The organism is Bifidobacterium oedipodis (assembly GCF_012932425.1).
Lineage (GTDB): Bacteria > Actinomycetota > Actinomycetes > Actinomycetales > Bifidobacteriaceae > Bifidobacterium > Bifidobacterium oedipodis.
This window is the reverse complement of the sequence record NZ_JAAIII010000006.1, coordinates 136,081-153,024: the sequence shown is the minus strand read 5'-3', so window position 1 is coordinate 153,024 and position 16,944 is coordinate 136,081. Positions and strand designations below refer to the sequence as shown.

Sequence of the window (16,944 nt, the reverse complement as noted above, 5' to 3'; positions counted from 1 at the left end):
GTATAACGCGCGAATCGCCTCTGAGCGGGCCCGTTCGCAAGGACAGCCCCGAAGCTAGAATGTCAACGAACACTGCGAACACCACCGTGGCCAACCCCCATAGCCACCATCGACATTACGGAGCCGGACAGCATATGAAACCGCAACTGGGTGATACCATTCTCAACCGATACACGCTGGTGTCAACTTTGCGTCATGCGCCGGGACTTACGGTGTGGAAGGCCAGCGATCGTGTAATGGCCAAGGATTGCCAGTTGGCCATTGTCACCTCAGGCCAGGCGCTGGCACCGGTGAATTCCCTGACCGGGCGTATCGCGGCCAGCCGCCCCGCTCATTTCGTGCCCGTGCTGAAGTATCGTCCACAGGCCGAGGTGATGCTGGTTATCACCCCATTGGATGAGGGCCTGTCCCTTACCGATTATTTCGCCGGCGCTGCGGGTTCGCTGCTCAGCTATGACGCCATGCGTTCGATTGTCGGCGAAACCATTGAGGCGATTCGCCCGATTATCGACGGCAATAACCCCGCGGAAATCATCCTGTCCACCGACACGGTGCGCATCACTGCGTCCGGAGTGCAGATTGCCGATGCCCCATTCTCGTGCCTGCTGGCAGATACGTCGGGCACGGCACCGTACACCCCTATCGAACGTCATGCCGTGCGCCAGTTGGCAGCGTTGCTGTATGCCATGCTCACGCGCACGCCGAGCACCACCGACACCGCATTCTCCATGGATCGTCTGCCGGCCGATACTCCGATGGAATTCCAGGTCATTGTCAAGCGTGGTTTGGCGCTGATGGATGACGACGATTCGACGCTGCCTATGGCTGCACTGATCGAGCTTGAGGCATTGCTGGGCGATTGGAAGCCCCTGACCGACTTGGCGGACACGGATATTGCGCTGCCGCATGTCAGCGGTGAATGCTCAATTGCTACTGCCATGTTGGCATCCGTTGATGAACAGGATGTCGCCGATATCCCGGATACGCTGATCAGCAGCGAGAAGCTGCCCAATCTGGCCATCAACCAGTCATTACCCGCCCTCGCTTTCGTGGGCGACACTGACGAAGACGCTGCCGATGCGCACAATCATGCTGGCAATGCCGCTTCCGGTCAAGCGGGTGACAAGGAACGTCGACTGTTTGATTTCAATCTCAGCGATAATCTCTCCGAAGCATGGCGCGACGAAAATCTGTCCGGTGAAGACACCGGCGATTGGTTCACTTCGATGCACCCGCATACCATGCCCGCTGGCGACAATATCCACCCCACGGTGCCGATTTCGACCGCCGAGGCTGGTGTGGGAGAAACCACCAGTCGTATCCCGGTGTTTGATGCCGATGGTCGTCCGATTGCCCCCGGTGAGGAGTCCGAGCGCGCGCTGGAATATGAGCAGGAGCAAATCGCCGCCATGAATCCGGTGCCGCCCAGCTTCACTCCGCAGGATCATGCGCACACCGAAGAAAACGACAAGCTTCCCGACGAGCGGCTGTTCGGCAGCTTGTCCACCAAAGTGGTGGCCATCGTGGTGGCTGTGCTGGTGGTGATTGCGGCAGCGATCTGGGCGATGAATGCGTTCCAAGGCAGTTCGTTGAGCCCTGCCGATCGTTCCAATAATGTTTCCGAGGGCCAGTGGCCTGAGCTTGATGTGGACGATGTTCCCTTCGGCAGCTCCACCGGCGGGCAAACGTCGGATTCCGAGGAAGAGAACGACGAGAACACTCAGTCGTCGAACACTACCAGTAGCAACAGCGACAGTGATAGCAGTAGCACGAGCAGCAGCGACAGCAAGAACACCAAGGATAAGGTCAAAACTGGCGACAAGGATTCCAAGGCCGTACCTGATCCCAAACATGTGAACACAACAGCCTACACTGTTGCTTCCAGCAATTTCCTCACCAACCCCGGTGGACAGTCGGGCTACGCCTATTATCTGCATTTGGATCAACCGCACGACGTGTATCGCATGACCATCACCATCCGTACGTCCGGAGGCAAGGGCTATATTCGCGCAAACACCACGGGCGACCCGACGCAGGGCGATCAGGTGGCCGAATTTGAATTCGCCGAAGGTGGCACCACGGAAATTCCGTTCACCCGCGTAATCAATACGCAGGATCTGATTCTGTGGGTGCCGACTGACAGCCTGCCGCAGAATCAGCTCTATATCGAAAAGGTAGAGGTGTTCTAATAGAAGCTGATTAGACTCACGATCATTCGCAGCACGCCGGTATGTTTCACGTGAAACATACCGGCGTTGTTTTTGCGCTCTGTGCGTAGAGCATAACCGTGCATGGTATTACAGTGGACGGCATGACTCAATTGCATGACGTACTGATTATCGGATCTGGACCAGCCGGCTACACTGCGGCGATATATCTGGGGCGTGCCGGTTTGCATCCATTGATGATCACCGGTTCCCTAGCTCCCGGAGGTCAGCTGGTGAACACCACCGAGGTGGAGAACTTCCCCGGTTTCCCGGAGGGCATTCTTGGCCCCGAACTGATGGATCGCATGCGTGAACAGGCCGAACGATTCGGACTGGAATCGATTGCGGAGGACGTTACCAGAGTGGAGCGCATCGACTCAATGTACCGCGTGCACTTGTCGGATGATTCCACCGTAGATACCCGCTCGATTATCGTATCCACGGGTTCCAAGTTCCGCACCTTGGATGTGCCCGGCGAACGCGAGCTATCCGGACATGGCGTGTCATACTGCGCCACCTGCGACGGATTCTTCTTCAGGAACAAACCGATTGTTGTGGTGGGCGGCGGCGATTCCGCATTCGAGGAGGCGCTGTTTCTTACCCGCTTCGGATCCAGCGTCACGCTGATTCATCGTCGCGACCAGTTCCGCGCTTCCCAGATTATGGTGGATCGTGCCAAAGCCAACCCGAAGCTCACACTGCTAACCAATACCGTAGTGACTGCGGTGCATGGCAGCGCTGCCGAGGCAGCGCCAGCCAAGCCTCGCATCGGACTGACTCTGGCGGGCAACTCCCCCGCCGCCCCGGCTCATGTGACCAGCATTTCCACGCGCAATACACAAACCGGTGAGGAAGGCACGTTGGACACGAATGCCGTATTCGTGGCCATTGGGCACACGCCGGCCACCGACTTCCTGAAGCCCTTGGTTCAGACGGATGATGATGGTTATATTGTGGTCGATGGTGACAGCACGCGCACCAACCAGCCCGGCATCTTCGCCGCCGGCGACTGCGTGGATCGCACCTATCGACAGGCCATTAGCGCCGCCGGCATGGGCTGCCGCGCAGCTTTGGACGCACAGCACTACCTCGCGCAGCAGCAATAACCAGTAAGCACAGTGGCTAGTAGTCGCATAGCCACACTAATGTGTTGGTTGGTAACGGCAATGGCGCCGTCACCAACCAACACACATCATGACTGCGATATGCGATATAGGTATCGCGATATACAGCTCAGACCCAGCCCTGTTCCGGCTTGGTTTGTGCAGGAACCAGAAGCTGGAGAATACGATCCATATCCTCAGGCGAGGAGAACACAATTTCAATGCGTCCATGTTTGGCGGAACCCTTAATGGACACCTTGGTATCGAAGTGATTCTCCAGGCTCTGCTGGATTGCGGAGCCGACCCAGGGATTGGTTTTCGAGGTCTTGGGTTTCTTGGGCTGCTCCCCCGAGGCAATTTTCATCGCCACGATTTCCTCGGTGCTGCGCACCGATAATCCTTCGGCGATAATACGTGACGCCAGCTTGTCCATCTCCTCGGCACTGCTCAGACCGAGCAAGGCGCGCGCATGACCGGAGGACAGCACACCGGCGGCGACTTTCTTCTGCACACTGACCGGCAGGTTAAGCAGTCGCAAGGTGTTGGCGATTTGCGGCCTCGATTTGGACACCGATTTGGACAGTTGCGCCTGAGTCAGTCCGAATTCCTCAATCATCTGCTGATAGGCCGCAGCCTCTTCCAACGGATTGAGGGCAACGCGATGCAGGTTTTCCAGCAAGGCGTCACGCAGCATATCGTCATCGGCAGTGGTTTTGACGATTGCAGGAATGGTTTGCAGACCAGCCAGTTGTGATGCACGCCAACGACGCTCACCCATGATCAATTCATATGGGCTATCCATATGACCAGCGAAGGGATTGGCACTGGCAGACTGATCAGTGGATTGCGCCTTTTTAGCGGCTTCGATCTGCGCAGCCGGACGCTTACGCACTACAATCGGTTGCAGTACACCGACTTCGGTAATCGACGCAGCGAGCTCATTGAGCTCATCTTCATCAAAAATGGTACGCGGCTGATGTACGTTCGGACCGATATCGCTGAGCTTCAGCTCAGCCAGATAACCACCTTCGACAGGCTTCAATTCCTCAACTGGCTTGTCTTCGCCGGCAGATGTTTCACGTGAAACATGCTTCTGCGAAGCCTTGGATGACGTGTTCGTGGCAGTGGTTTTTACAAGCTGAGATTTCTTAGCATCAGCAGCAACCGGTTGCACACTGGCCTTCGGAGCGATGGTGGGATCTGCCTCTCCCCCGAAGAACAGGTCGCTGGGGTGAGCCATGGTGCCGATGGCAGGCATGGCCGCACGTTTGGTTGGCTTTGCCTTAACTTGGGGTTTGTTGACCTGGGGCTTGTGTTCGGACTGTGCAGCAGAAGCAGTGCTCGTGGCGTTGTCGGTCTTCTGAGTGCGCGTATCCTGCTGTGTTTTCGGTTCAGCGGATTTCGATGCGCTGGTCAGCGTGCCGGTCGCTTCCTCCAAGGTTGACTGCGCAGGTTTTTCATCACCGGGCAGCGAGGGGAACAAAGCGCCAAGGCCTTTGCCAAGTCGTGATTTCGATGCCATTAGTGTGCCTTTCTCCTCGCATCAATCGCTTCCAAGACATTCGGGGATCGTTTGGCGAATTCCAATGCCGCCTCACCATAGGCGATGGCGCCGATACCACGCGGATCATAGGCGATAACAGACTGTGAAAAACTGGGGGCTTCTGATATTTTCACCGTGCGCGGGATCGTGGTGTCCAGCACGATGTTCGGATAATGGCTTTTTACTTCGCCATATACTTCGCGGCTGAGCAGGGTGCGACGATCGAACATCGTCACCAGCATGGTGGATACCAGCAGCACGGGATTGAAATGCTCCTGCACCAATCCGATGGTGTTGATCAGCTGCCCCAAACCTTCCAGCGCATAGTATTCCGCCTGAATGGGAATCAGCATCTCGGTGACCGCGCACATGGCGTTGATCACCAGCAAACCCAGGCTGGGCGGGCAATCGATAAACACATAGTCATAGTGTTTGTCGGACTGCTGCAGGAACTGCTCCAGCGCCTCCTTGAGCAGGGTATTGCGATTGGGCAGATCCGCCACTTCCAGTTCGGCACCGCTCAAATCAATGGATGCAGGCACGACGTCAAGAGTCGAAAAATCAGGGCATACTGAAATAACATCGCCCAGTCCACAACGCCCTTCGATCACATCGTATACGGATGCGCTGCCGGAGGCATGCGGCGCTCCCAATGCAGTCGAAGCGTTGCCCTGCGGATCCATATCGATAACCAATACTTGGGCACCATGGCTGGCCAGGGCGGCGGCCATATTCACTGTGGATGTGGTTTTGCCCACTCCCCCCTTCTGATTGGCCACTGCAATCAGCCTAGTACGTTTCGGATGCGGGAAAACAACCTTGCTTAATGCCTGATAGCGCGACGATTCATCAGTGATCTGCGCACCCAGCGCCGAGCTGCCGTCGCCAAAAATACGCTGAAGCGTATCCGCTGCGGATTCGATCCGTTCGGACTGATGTTCCTGATCGGACATCGCTCCTCCTTGTACAGACGTATGTTCCATTGTCTCTCTCATACGGACACTGGTTTCCGATATTGCAAGTTATCCACCAAAAACTCATTCAATGTGGATAACTGTGGATAACCGCAACCAATCATGTCTTTCTGGCCTCAGAATTAAGCCCCAAAACCCTTGAAAAATCAATGATTGTGACTTCTCCACAGTTTTCCACAACAAATGTGGATAATTTTGAGTGTTGTGATGAAATGTGGATAACTGAGCATACATTGGCGATTCACCAATCATCGTTTATCCACAAGAACCACATGCGTGGACTCCAGGCCAGGGCCCACGGCAGCTTCAACAACCCGTGCGTTGCGCCCGCCAAAGCGCGTGATCTGATCGGCGGCCTTCTCAAGCTCGGCCTGTGCAGACCGACCTTTCAGCGCGACCAGACGACCGGAGGGCTTCAGCAACGGCAATGTCCAACCAGAAAGTTTGGTCATCGGCGCCACCGCTCGGCATGTCACCACCGCGTATGGATGGATGGCATGCTTCCGCACTTTCGCAATCACTTCTCCAGAGCGGCCGCGAATAATACGCACATTGGGCAATTGCATCTCACGCACGCACTCATCCAGCCATTCAACACGTCGCTCCATGGGTTCAATCAATGTGAACTCATGATCCGGCAAGCATGCGGCGGCCACCAATCCAGGGAAGCCACCGCCACTGCCCACATCGGCCACGGTTTTGTAGCGTGCACCACGCGCGGCTTCCTGCACATATGGCACAATGGCTGCGGAGTTGAGAATATGCCGTTCCCAAATAATATCGACATCTCGCGGACCAATCAGACCACGAGGCTCCCCCTCTTGCTCAAGCTTGGCATGGAAGCGTTCCAGTTGCGGCAACGCATCCCCCAATACTTCGGCAAGCACCGGTGAATCTTCCAGCTGATCCGTCATGCTAGACCCCCTCGCTTTGTTTCACGTGAAACACGCACCCATACACAACACAGCGTCATGTCAAACGAATCGCAACATCTCGCCAACTAAGCCGGATGTTGCGATTCGTTCAGCATGACGCCACGCACAGAGGAATGCGAATTACTCCTGCTCATCCTCAATGTCGACGTCCTCATCGGCCGCATCGACATTCGCCTTGAGATACACCGTGACATAGCGACGAGGCTCTTCGCCATGGGAACGAGATTTCAGCCCCTCCTCGCGCACCACATCATGAATCACCTTGCGCTCGAAGGAATTCATCGGCTTCAAGTCAACCGGATCGCCGGTTTCCTTCACCTCATCGATGGCATCCAGCGCCAAATCACGCAGACGCTGGCGCTTGCGCTTCAGGAATCCATCCACATCCACAATCAGATGGGAGCGCTCACCTGTTTTCTGCTGCACGGCAAGACGGGTCAGCTGCTGCAGTGCGTCGACCACTTCACCGTTGCGTCCGATCAGATGCTTGATATCCGTGTCATCGTCGGCGACGATTTGCACGGTGGGTCGGTTGTTGCGCACGCCCATCTCAATATCGCCTTCATAGTCGGCTATATCCAGCAGACCTTCAAGATAGTCGGCGGCAATGTCAGCTTCTTCGTTGAGCTGATCGATGGTCTTCTCATCGTCTTGTGCCATGGGTTCTCCTTAATCGCAGTGATACCTGTCAAGTCTAGGCTATGAAACTCCGAATCCAAGTCAGCGAGTCCAAAGCAAGTTGGGGTGTGATGTTTCACGTGAAACATCACACCCCAACCAATGTCACATTATTTCTTTTTGCGCTTGCGCTGAGGCTGCTGTCGCTGATAGCCCTTCGTCTCGCGAATCGCAGCTTCTTCCTTGGCTTTGATCAGCTCCTCTTCTTCGAGGGAAGGCAGACCGGCTTTCGCGCGACGCTCGTTTTCACGAGTATGGTCTCGCTTGGCCTTATCCTCGGCGGCCGGCGATCCCGGAGTCGGGAAGCTGTACACCTGCCACATGGTGCGGCACAGGTTGCATACGTTGTTGGTCAGCCAGTACACCAGCACGGCGAACGGCATCATGATGCCGGAGAAGATGTACATGATGGGGAACACCCACAGCATCATCTTCTGCATGGTCTCGGTCTGCTTGTTCATTGCGGCCGCGGCCATATTGCGTTTCATGCTGAAGAACTGCATGAACCACAGGCAGAAGCACATGAGGAACACGAACACGCCGATGACGATTTTGCCGCCCATCGCCGCGGAATTGAAGTTATCGGTGACGCTGACGATACCGAACACATCGGTTTGCGCGAAGGACTGCGCCGTATCCACATTGAAGGCACCCAGCGGCGCGCGCTTTTCGCGGGCGATATAGGGAATGGCCGACAAGGTGTAGAACATGGACATGAACACCGGGCCCTGAATCAGCGCCGGCAAGCACGAACCGGCAGGGTTGGCATCGTTGTCCTGGTACAGCTTCATCATCTCGCGGCTTTGCGCTTCGCGGGATGCCTGATCTGTTTTGCCCTTGTATTTGTTCTGGATGCGCTGCATCTTCGGGGCAAGGGCCTGCATCTTGCGCATCGATTTGATCTGCTTGTAGAACAGCGGGAAGATGCACGCCTGCACCACCATCACCAGCACGATGATGGCGATAACCCATGAAATGCCGGACTCGCCCAAGCCGAGCATCACGAAGAAATCGTGTACCAGCTTCATGATCCAAGTCTGCAGCCATTCCACGGGGGTCAGGATTTTGTACAGCCACCCCCAGAAACCACTATCCAGAAGGAACTGATCTTGGTTCGTCATCGTCGGGCCTCTCCTTTAGTTGTGGCCAATGGCGTCAGTCGAGGCTCTTCATGGGCCTTCGACCAAGAAAAACGGTAAAACAGGGAATAACGTTGCGGCACATCGTCGATACCCCCTCGGCTCCATGGCCTGCACCGCAGCAATCGCAGCACAGCAAGCAGTCCCCCCTTGAAGGCGCCGTATCGTTCCAACGCTTCGATGGCATAGTTCGAGCAGGTTGGATAATACTTGCAGCAAGGCGGCGTGTTCGCCGAAATGTGCCGCTGATACCAGCGCACACCACGAACCAGCACCGCCTTGATGGAAGCAGTCATACCTGTGCCGCCTTGCGGGCCACGGTGTCGAATGCCCGAGCGATCTGATCGTCCAATGATTGGAACGACGCCGATGCCGCGCTGGGTTTGGCGCGCAGCACAATATCGCAATGCGCAGGAAGGTTGTGCTCGTATGTGCCGGCCAGCACTCTGAACCTGCGCTTCACCGTATTCCGGGTAACCGCCTTGCCCACCGATTTGGAAACAGCCAGCCCCAAACGGCGCGAAACCGTTTGATCATCCTGAGTGTCGCCGGTCACCAGATAGTGCACGACGATATCCCTGCCACCGACTTTGCGCCGACGTTTGAGCACGTTGACGAAATCGCGGTGGCTTTTCAGCCGTTCCACTTCGACTACGCCGTGAAGGCTATAGGGAAAATCAGGCGGACAGGGACTTGCGGCCCTTGGCGCGACGACGGTTGATCACCGCGCGGCCGGAACGGGTGCGCATGCGCAGACGGAAGCCGTGCTTCATGTGACGACGACGGTTGTTCGGCTGGAACGTCCTCTTCATAATTGCTCCTAGGTCTATTCGGCAACGCTTCGCGCTGCCCTCACGTGAGTCAAGCTCTATTAAGCTACCCTCACCCCTACCCACAAGTCAAAACGAGACGCGATATTTCACATTTTGTTTTTACGGCGTGTCCCGCGTAATACTCACAAAAATGGCGGAAAATCAACCTTTTATCTAACAAAGTTATCCACAAATTACATGCCTGTTATTCACATTCCAATGATTTCAACACGCGAGACGGTGGATAACTTCGTGTATTCGGAGTAACAATTGTATGTTGTATATTTTTCGCACGAAAGAAGGGGTGGCCCATGGTTGAATCTTCCGGCGACCCTGCTCTTGAGGCCGCCCGCATCTGGGCGGATGCGTTGACCGTACTCAAGCATAATGCCTCGTTGAGCTCGCGCGAAAAAGGATGGCTTGAGGGAGTCGTGCCCGAAGCGGTGTTCGGATCCACCATCGTGCTATGCGTGGAAAACAACATGACGCTCGGCGAATTGCAAGGCAATCTCAACGGTCCGCTGATGCAGGCGCTCCAAACCGTCACCGGGCAGGCGATGTTCCCGGCATTCAAAGTCGCGCCTCGCCCCGAACCGGAGCCCAAGTCGATGGCCACGCCGTTCGCCATCGATGCCTCCCCCACCGTCGCCGATTTCGGCAAGGAGTCGTACGGTTCGAATCCCGTCAGGGAACGCAAATCACAACCGGCGCCGCCGATGCCCAGCCCGGAGACGACCTATGCGGTCGGCGGGCAGAAGATGAATCGCGACCCCGAAACCCATCTGAATAAAAACTTCACCTTCGATTCCTTCGTGCCCGGCGATTCCAACCGTTTCGCCCGCACGGTCGCACTGGCCGTGGCCGAAGGATCGGGCCAGGACTTCAACCCGTTGTGTATTTATGGTGGATCGGGTTTGGGCAAAACCCATTTGCTCAACGCCATCGGCAACTATGCGCTGGTCAAGGATCCCGGCATCAAGGTTCGCTACGTCACCAGCGAGGAATTCACCAACGAATTCATCGATGCACTGCAGAATCCAAACCAAAGTCAGGGCCAAATCGCTGAATTCAACCGTCGATACCGCGAAGTCGACGTGCTGCTGATCGACGATATCCAGTTCCTCGGTGGCAAGGAAGCCACGCTGGATCAGTTCTTCCATACGTTCAATGCGTTGCATCAGGCGAACAAACGTATCGTTATCGCCTCCGATGTGGCACCCAAGAACCTGAAGGGATTCGAGGCCCGACTCATTTCGCGCTTCGAATCCGGTCTGACCGTAGATGTCAAACCGCCGGATTTGGAGACGCGTATCGCCATTCTGCGCATGATCGCCTCGATGAACGGCTCGAAAATCCCCAATGACGTGCTCGATCTGATCGCCGAACGCTTCACGGAGAACATTCGTGAGTTGGAAGGCGCGCTGACCCGAGTCACCGCCGTCGCCTCGTTGAGCAACCAGCCGGTTACTCGCGCTTTGGCGGAGCAGACGCTGCAGGATTTCTTCACCACCGATGTGGAAATCAAGCCCACCGACATCATCGGTCAGGTTGCCAAGTACTTCCACCTGACCTTCGATGATCTGGTGGGGCGTTCGCGCACCAAAAATGTGGCGTTGGCTAGGCAGATCGCCATGTACTTGGCCCGTGAAATGACCAGTATGAGCCTGTTGGACATCGGTGAGGTGTTCGGCGGACGCGATCACACCACGGTGATGCACGCATATACGCGTGTCAGCGACGAAATGCAGCAAAAACAGGAGATCTATAACTACGTTATGGAGCTCACTGTGCGGCTGAAGCAGAACAACGGCACTGACTGACCGAACTGCCGGCCGAAGCCGTCATCCAGCACAATCGTTTCTGAGGACCGTTTTCGGTCCTTTTTTCGTATGCTCGGAAAAACCGTCAAAAACGGTCTCCAGAATCGATTCTCCCAGCCGACTAGTGCCTTCAACACGCCGGTGAACTACCGTTTTTCGAAAAAAGTTATCCACATAGTTGTTCACAAATGTGGGTAAACTCTGCGGATAACTCGTGGATTACCCATCCTTTTACTGTGGATAACTCGTGTACAAACCAGCCTCGCATGTGGATAACTCCAGCAAGTCGATTTCACGGTGGATAACTCGCCTACTTATCCACCGTCCATCCAGAAGTTATCCACATTGTGCATAGGGTTATCAACCGTTGCGCCAGTAGCGTTCAGGCAACTTATCCACACTATCCACCGCGCTTATTATGACGATTACTTACTTGACTTACGTAAGGGTCACCGCCGTAACGATAACGGTCCTCACCTGCCGCACATTAGGTCACCGAACGCCGGTTAGAATGATTTCATCACACCGACGAAGGGAATCTGGAACACCATGAAAGTCGAAATCAATACCTCGGCACTGGCCGACGCCGTAGCTTGGACCTCACGCGTCATCGACGCGCGCCCGTCCAACCCGATTCTCGCGGGCATCAAGCTTGAGGCCATTGACGGAACCCTGCAGTTTTCCGCATTCAACTACGAAATCTCCGCACGTCACCACATCGAAGCTGGTGTTGACGAATCCGGCACCGCTTTGGTGCTGGGCAAACTCCTCGCCGATATCACCAAATCGCTGCGCAGCGAGAAAACATATCTGACCACCACCGATTCGACTCTGACCATCAGCTCCGGCAAATCGAACTTCACGATGCAGCTGATGCCTGATACCGAATACCCTGATCTGCCGGTGGTGCCGGCCGCGCTCGGTCAGGTCGATGCGCCGACCTTCGTGCAGGCGGTCAACCAAGCTTCCGTTGCGGTGTCCCGAGAAGAGAACCGCCCGGTGCTGACCGGTGTTCGCATGCAATTCCAAGGCGACAAGGTTGTGATGACCTCCACTGATCGCTTCCGTTTGGCGCGTGCCACCTTCACTTGGACCCCCAATGATGCGAATGTTGAAACCACAACGCTGGTTCGCGGCTCTCTTCTTAAAGATGTGGCCCGTTCTCTGGACGAACATCAGAACGTCAAGCTTGATTTTGATGCCGACTCCCCCACGCTGCTTGGCTTCGAAAACGCCGGACGCGTCTCCACTTCCCAGCTGATCGATGGCGAATTCCCCGCGGTCGATCGTCTGTTCGCCGACGAATATCCGATTCATGCGGTGGTCGCCAAGCAGGAATTGCTTGATGCGATCAGCCGCGTGGCGCTGGTTGCCGAACGCAACGCTCCGATTCGCATGACCTTCTCCGGTCAGGAGCTGGCACTGTCCGCCGGTTCGGTGGACGAAGCCCAGGCCAACGAAACGTTGGATATTGATATGGATGGCGATGACATCACCGTCGCATTCAACCCGGCTTATCTCAAGGAAGGTTTGTCCGCGATCACTGAGCCGTTCGTTCGTATGAAGATGACCACCCCGGTTAAGCCGGTGGAATTCAACGGCCAGCAGGAAGCCGATTCCGACGAGTCGATGGACTACCGCTACCTGCTCGTCCCCATGCGCTTCAACAACTAAAGACAACTAAAGCAGATATTTCAAACTTGCAACCATGAAAATTACGTAGGGTTTTTACGGATTGCAAGTTTGAAATATGACTCAACAACAACGTTCAAAGGGAAGCTGGCATCGTGCACATTTCGCGTCTGGCGCTTGATCATTACCGCTCATGGCAGTCGGTGGTGGTTGATTTCGAGCCGGGCGTCAATGTTCTGATCGGTGCGAACGGTCTGGGTAAAACCAATATCGTGGAGGCCGTCGAAGTGCTTTCCACCGGCTCCAGCCACCGCACCTCATCCACGATGCCGCTGATCGAACGTGGCGCCAACCGGGCCACAATCCGCGCCAACGTCGATGACGGCAGCGGACAGGTCACCACCTTGGAGGCGACCCTGACCACACGTGGCGCCAACCGGGCCCGGCTGAATTCGGGATCGTCGCTGTATCTGCGCGACATCATCGGCCGCGTTCCCTCAGTCAGCTTTACCCCTGAGGATCAGCGTCTGGTATCCGGCGACCCGGCGGCCCGCCGCATCATGCTTAACCAGGCCGGTGCCCTGCTGGAGCCGGGATATGCCGCTGCTGCGGCCCAGCTGACCAAAATCGGCAAGCAGCGTGCGGCACTGCTCAAACAGCTCGGCACACGCGACGGCATGCCACAGGACGCCACGCTCAGCGGTCTGGAAATCTGGACTGGCCAGTTCATCGAAGCTGGCGTGGCCCTGACCCGGATGCGCGCCAAAGTAGTGAAACTGCTGGCCGAACCGTTCGCCGCAATCTACCGCGATCTGGCCGGTCAGGACGAGACCGCGACTTTGACCTACGTCCCCTCGTTCGACGAAGTGCTGGCCTTCGATGACCCCAGAAGTGCCATCAGCGAGCATTTCCAGCGCATCTATCCGGGCGAGGTGGCAAGGGGCGTGAATCTCATCGGCCCCCAGCGCGACGATCTGAGCCTTGACCTAGCTGGCATGCCGGCCAGGGAATTCGCCTCAAACGGTGAAATGTGGACGATGGCGCTGGCCTTGAAAATGGCATTGTTCGCCGTGGTGCGCGAACGGCTGGGCACCACCCCCATCGTTATCCTCGACGATGTATTCGCCCAGCTTGATAACAATCGTCGCACTCAAATCCTCGACTTCGCTGCCCGGCAGGATCAGGTGTTGATCACCGCCGCCGCGGACGGTGACGTGCCTGCAGGTCAGGCGCACCGCATTGATGTGGGCGAGCTGCGTGAATCAAGCCTGAACGGCAACTGGGGTATGGCATGAACCCGCCGGTTGCCGAACGGCTTAAGCTTGACCAGACCAAACTGCCCGCCGACGTGTTCGAGCGGCTTTCGCATCGCGGCGCGATCTTAAAGGACCGGCGGCGCAGGCGTGAGGAGGCCATCGAGAACTTCGGCAAACCCGGTCGCGATCCGGCAGAACTGGGCAGCGTGATGACGGCGATCGCCGGCAACGGCGTCTGGACTACCAATATGCAGCTCGCCAGGCTGCGCAACCACTGGGATCAGGTGGTGGGGCAGGCCATCGCCAATCATTCCCAAGTGGCGGGGTTCACCGATGGCGTGCTCACCATTCGCGCCGAATCCACGGTGTGGGCCACCCAACTGACCTATCTCATTCCGCAACTGAGCGCCACCATTCGCGAGCGTCTTTCCGGCCTTGATATCCGCGATATCCGCGTTACCGGACCGGCCTCGGCGCGCTTCACTCGCCGATGGGCCCCAAGAACGTGAATTATGGCGTCTCTGCGGCCGTAGTCGTGTGAAACGAGTAGAATCACATGCAGTATGCTCAAATGGCTACACGCCCCCTTTACGGGCGTCAGAGGCCATGTCGTTTGTGCAAACGGCCCTCGCAGAGAGGTTGTTTTGCGGGAAGGAAGCCTGTTGGCAGAGGAAACCAGCAAGGAAGAACAGCTGAAGGCGGCTGCGGAACACATCAGCACCGCGGAATTAACCGAAGGCGAACTCGACGAATCCATGTCGCCCGAACATTATGAGGCCTCCGATCTGAAGGTGCTGGAAGGCCTTGAAGCCGTGCGCATCCGCCCCGGCATGTACATCGGCTCCACCGGCCCCAGAGGCCTGCATCATCTGGTCTATGAGATCGTCGACAACTCGGTGGATGAGGCTCTGGCCGGGTATGCTAGCCACATCGAAGTGTCGATTCTGGAAGACAATGGCATCCGCGTGGTCGACGACGGCCGCGGCATCCCGGTTGATGTGGTCGAATCGACCGGCATCTCCGGCGTGGAAACCGTGATGACCAAGCTGCACGCCGGCGGCAAGTTCGGTGGCGGTGGCTACGCGGTTTCCGGCGGTCTGCACGGCGTGGGCATTTCCGTGGTCAACGCCCTGTCCACCCGCGTGGACATCGAAGTGCGCCGCCAGGGCTTCCACTGGACCCAGACCTACATCGATCAGCATCCGGTCGCTCCCCTGAAGCAGGGCGAGCCGATGGCCGAAGGCGAGGCCACGGGCACCACCGTGACCTTCTGGGCCGATCCGGCGATTTTCGAAACCACCGTATACGACTTCGAGACGCTGCGCAGCCGCTTCCAGCAGATGGCGTTCCTAAACAAGGGACTGAAGATCTCGCTGACCGACGAACGCTCCACCGACCAGGCCGGCGACGAGGTAACTGGCGACGAAGTGCCTCAAGCTGGTGCCACGCACCAGTCCGTCACCTACCAGTACGCCAATGGCATCCAGGATTACGTGGAATACCTGGTCAAGTCCCGCAAGTCCACGCCGGTGGAAGACGAAGTGATCAGCTTTGAGGCCGAAGACCTGAAGCTTGGCATCTCCGCCGAACTGGCCATGCAGTGGACCACCGCCTACTCCGAATCAGTGCACACCTTCGCCAACACCATCTCCACCACCGAAGGCGGCACTCACGAAGAAGGCTTCCGTGCCGCGCTGACCTCGCTGGTCAACCGTTACGCGCGCGACAAGGGCATTTTGAAGGATAAGGATGAGAACCTCTCCGGCGACGATGTGCGCGAAGGCCTGACCGCCGTAATCTCCGTCAAGCTTACGAACCCGCAGTTCGAAGGCCAGACCAAGACGAAGCTCGGCAACTCCGAGGCGAAGACCTTCGTGCAGCGCGTGATGACCGATAAGCTCGGCGACTGGTTCGATGCCCACCCGGGCGAGGCCAAGAACATCATCCAGAAGGCCATCGAGGCCTCCCGTGCGCGCCTGGCCGCCAAGAAGGCCCGCGAGAACACGCGTCGCAAGTCGATTTTCGAATCCGCCGGTATGCCCGACAAGCTTAAGGACTGCCAGTCGAGCAATCCGGAGGAATGCGAGCTGTTCATCGTGGAGGGTGATTCGGCAGGCGGCTCCGCCATTCAGGGGCGCAACCCAATCACCCAGGCCATCCTGCCGTTGCGCGGTAAGATCCTCAACACCGAGCGCGCCAGCCTGGATCGCATGATGAAGTCCGACACCATCGAATCGCTGATCACCGCCGTCGGCGGCGGCTACGGCGAGGACTTCGACATCTCCAAGGTGCGCTACCACAAGGTCATCATCATGGCCGATGCCGATGTGGACGGTGCGCACATTGCCACCCTGAACCTGACGCTGTTCTTCCGCTACATGCGACCGATGATCACCGCCGGCTATGTGTATGTGGCCATGCCGCCGCTGTACCGACTCAAGTGGACCAAGGGCCCGCACGACTTCGTCTACACCGACGCCGAACGCGACCGTGTGCTCGCCGAAGGCAAGGAGAAGGGCCGTCAGCTGCCCAAGGGCGAGGGCATCCAGCGTTACAAGGGCTTGGGCGAGATGAGCTACCAGGAACTTTGGGAGACCACCATGGACCCCGAACACCGCATCCTGAAGCAGGTGCATATCGAGGATGCGGCCGCGGCCGACGAGACGTTCTCGATGCTGATGGGCGACGAGGTCGAACCCCGCCGACTCTTCATCCAGCGCAACGCCAAGAACGTGCGTTGGATCGACGCGTGATCTCCTGATCTTTCCGGAACATAACAACACTTCAGCACACAAGCCAGCGATAAAGGAAAACAGTTTTGGCAGACGAAACCACCAATGACGGT

Annotated in this window: 15 protein-coding genes; 7 read left to right on the top strand and 8 right to left on the bottom strand. The window is 57.0% G+C overall.

All coding sequences use genetic code 11. The annotated features are described in order from the left end of the window. Nucleotides 1–134: 134 nt before the first annotated feature. Nucleotides 135–2,189: a protein kinase family protein gene (locus G1C95_RS10110; protein ID WP_169172818.1), complete on the top strand. Its 2,055-nt coding sequence runs from the start codon at nt 135–137 to the stop codon at nt 2,187–2,189. Nucleotides 2,190–2,311: 122 nt separating this feature from the next. Then, on the top strand, nt 2,312–3,313 hold the full coding sequence (locus G1C95_RS10105) for an NAD(P)/FAD-dependent oxidoreductase (RefSeq protein ID WP_169172817.1): 1,002 nt from the start codon (nt 2,312–2,314) through the stop codon (nt 3,311–3,313). 127 nt (nt 3,314–3,440) lie between these two features. Here the strand turns inward: G1C95_RS10105 and G1C95_RS10100 are convergent, their stop codons facing one another. The 8 genes from G1C95_RS10100 to rpmH form a co-directional block, all read right to left on the bottom strand. Beyond that, nucleotides 3,441–4,832, bottom strand: coding sequence for a ParB/RepB/Spo0J family partition protein (locus G1C95_RS10100; RefSeq protein ID WP_169172816.1), 1,392 nt, complete (start codon nt 4,830–4,832; stop codon nt 3,441–3,443). Further along, nucleotides 4,832–5,806 carry a ParA family protein gene (locus tag G1C95_RS10095; RefSeq protein WP_169172815.1) on the bottom strand — a complete coding sequence of 325 codons (975 nt, stop codon included), beginning with the start codon at nt 5,804–5,806 and terminating at the stop codon, nt 4,832–4,834. The genes G1C95_RS10100 and G1C95_RS10095 overlap by 1 nt, the downstream gene beginning before the upstream one ends. Before the next feature lie 269 nt (nt 5,807–6,075). Further along, entirely contained in the window at nt 6,076–6,741 is a 666-nt protein-coding gene (rsmG, locus tag G1C95_RS10090) for a 16S rRNA (guanine(527)-N(7))-methyltransferase RsmG (RefSeq protein WP_169172814.1), read from the bottom strand. Between the two features lie 141 nt (nt 6,742–6,882). Further along, entirely contained in the window at nt 6,883–7,422 is a 540-nt protein-coding gene (locus G1C95_RS10085) for a Jag family protein (protein WP_169172813.1), read from the bottom strand. Between the two features lie 128 nt (nt 7,423–7,550). Continuing rightward, the gene (yidC, locus tag G1C95_RS10080) at nt 7,551–8,561 is read right to left on the bottom strand and encodes a membrane protein insertase YidC (protein ID WP_169172812.1); all 1,011 of its coding nucleotides are present in this window, start codon (nt 8,559–8,561) and stop codon (nt 7,551–7,553) included. Continuing rightward, entirely contained in the window at nt 8,558–8,875 is a 318-nt protein-coding gene (gene yidD, locus G1C95_RS10075) for a membrane protein insertion efficiency factor YidD (protein ID WP_169172811.1), read from the bottom strand. Before yidD ends, yidC begins: the two co-directional genes overlap by 4 nt. Then, nucleotides 8,872–9,225: a ribonuclease P protein component gene (rnpA, locus tag G1C95_RS10070; protein WP_169172810.1), complete on the bottom strand. Its 354-nt coding sequence runs from the start codon at nt 9,223–9,225 to the stop codon at nt 8,872–8,874. Before rnpA ends, yidD begins: the two co-directional genes overlap by 4 nt. Before the next feature lie 31 nt (nt 9,226–9,256). Further along, on the bottom strand, nt 9,257–9,391 hold the full coding sequence (gene rpmH / locus G1C95_RS10065) for a 50S ribosomal protein L34 (RefSeq protein WP_007054596.1): 135 nt from the start codon (nt 9,389–9,391) through the stop codon (nt 9,257–9,259). 311 nt (nt 9,392–9,702) lie between these two features. Here rpmH and dnaA point away from each other — a divergent pair, with 311 nt between their 5' ends. The 5 genes from dnaA to gyrB all read left to right on the top strand — a co-directional run bounded on the left by dnaA (nt 9,703) and on the right by gyrB (nt 16,852). Continuing rightward, nucleotides 9,703–11,211: a chromosomal replication initiator protein DnaA gene (gene dnaA / locus G1C95_RS10060; RefSeq protein ID WP_169172809.1), complete on the top strand. Its 1,509-nt coding sequence runs from the start codon at nt 9,703–9,705 to the stop codon at nt 11,209–11,211. Between the two features lie 549 nt (nt 11,212–11,760). Further along, nucleotides 11,761–12,885, top strand: a complete 1,125-nt coding sequence (gene dnaN, locus G1C95_RS10055; protein ID WP_169172808.1) for a DNA polymerase III subunit beta — start codon at nt 11,761–11,763, stop codon at nt 12,883–12,885. Nucleotides 12,886–12,998: 113 nt separating this feature from the next. Then, complete coding sequence (recF, locus tag G1C95_RS10050) at nt 12,999–14,138, top strand: DNA replication/repair protein RecF (RefSeq protein WP_169172807.1); 1,140 nt, start codon at nt 12,999–13,001, stop codon at nt 14,136–14,138. After that, nucleotides 14,135–14,608: a DciA family protein gene (locus tag G1C95_RS10045; protein WP_169172806.1), complete on the top strand. Its 474-nt coding sequence runs from the start codon at nt 14,135–14,137 to the stop codon at nt 14,606–14,608. Before recF ends, G1C95_RS10045 begins: the two co-directional genes overlap by 4 nt. Nucleotides 14,609–14,761: 153 nt before the next feature. Continuing rightward, entirely contained in the window at nt 14,762–16,852 is a 2,091-nt protein-coding gene (gyrB, locus tag G1C95_RS10040; RefSeq protein WP_169172805.1) for a DNA topoisomerase (ATP-hydrolyzing) subunit B, read from the top strand. Nucleotides 16,853–16,944 lie beyond the last annotated feature (92 nt).

What these genes read in the sequence shown, in the direction of transcription:
- yidC (WP_169172812.1), bottom strand. Translation starts at nt 8,561, where the DNA reads ATGACGAACCAAGATCAGTTCCTTCTGGATAGTGGTTTCTGGGGGTGG.
- G1C95_RS10095 (WP_169172815.1), bottom strand. Translation starts at nt 5,806, where the DNA reads ATGTCCGATCAGGAACATCAGTCCGAACGGATCGAATCCGCAGCGGAT.
- G1C95_RS10045 (WP_169172806.1), top strand. Translation starts at nt 14,135, where the DNA reads ATGAACCCGCCGGTTGCCGAACGGCTTAAGCTTGACCAGACCAAACTG.
- rsmG (WP_169172814.1), bottom strand. Translation starts at nt 6,741, where the DNA reads ATGACGGATCAGCTGGAAGATTCACCGGTGCTTGCCGAAGTATTGGGG.
- G1C95_RS10085 (WP_169172813.1), bottom strand. Translation starts at nt 7,422, where the DNA reads ATGGCACAAGACGATGAGAAGACCATCGATCAGCTCAACGAAGAAGCT.
- G1C95_RS10105 (WP_169172817.1), top strand. Translation starts at nt 2,312, where the DNA reads ATGACTCAATTGCATGACGTACTGATTATCGGATCTGGACCAGCCGGC.
- dnaA (WP_169172809.1), top strand. Translation starts at nt 9,703, where the DNA reads ATGGTTGAATCTTCCGGCGACCCTGCTCTTGAGGCCGCCCGCATCTGG.
- rpmH (WP_007054596.1), bottom strand. Translation starts at nt 9,391, where the DNA reads ATGAAGAGGACGTTCCAGCCGAACAACCGTCGTCGTCACATGAAGCAC.
- G1C95_RS10100 (WP_169172816.1), bottom strand. Translation starts at nt 4,832, where the DNA reads ATGGCATCGAAATCACGACTTGGCAAAGGCCTTGGCGCTTTGTTCCCC.
- G1C95_RS10110 (WP_169172818.1), top strand. Translation starts at nt 135, where the DNA reads ATGAAACCGCAACTGGGTGATACCATTCTCAACCGATACACGCTGGTG.
- yidD (WP_169172811.1), bottom strand. Translation starts at nt 8,875, where the DNA reads ATGACTGCTTCCATCAAGGCGGTGCTGGTTCGTGGTGTGCGCTGGTAT.
- dnaN (WP_169172808.1), top strand. Translation starts at nt 11,761, where the DNA reads ATGAAAGTCGAAATCAATACCTCGGCACTGGCCGACGCCGTAGCTTGG.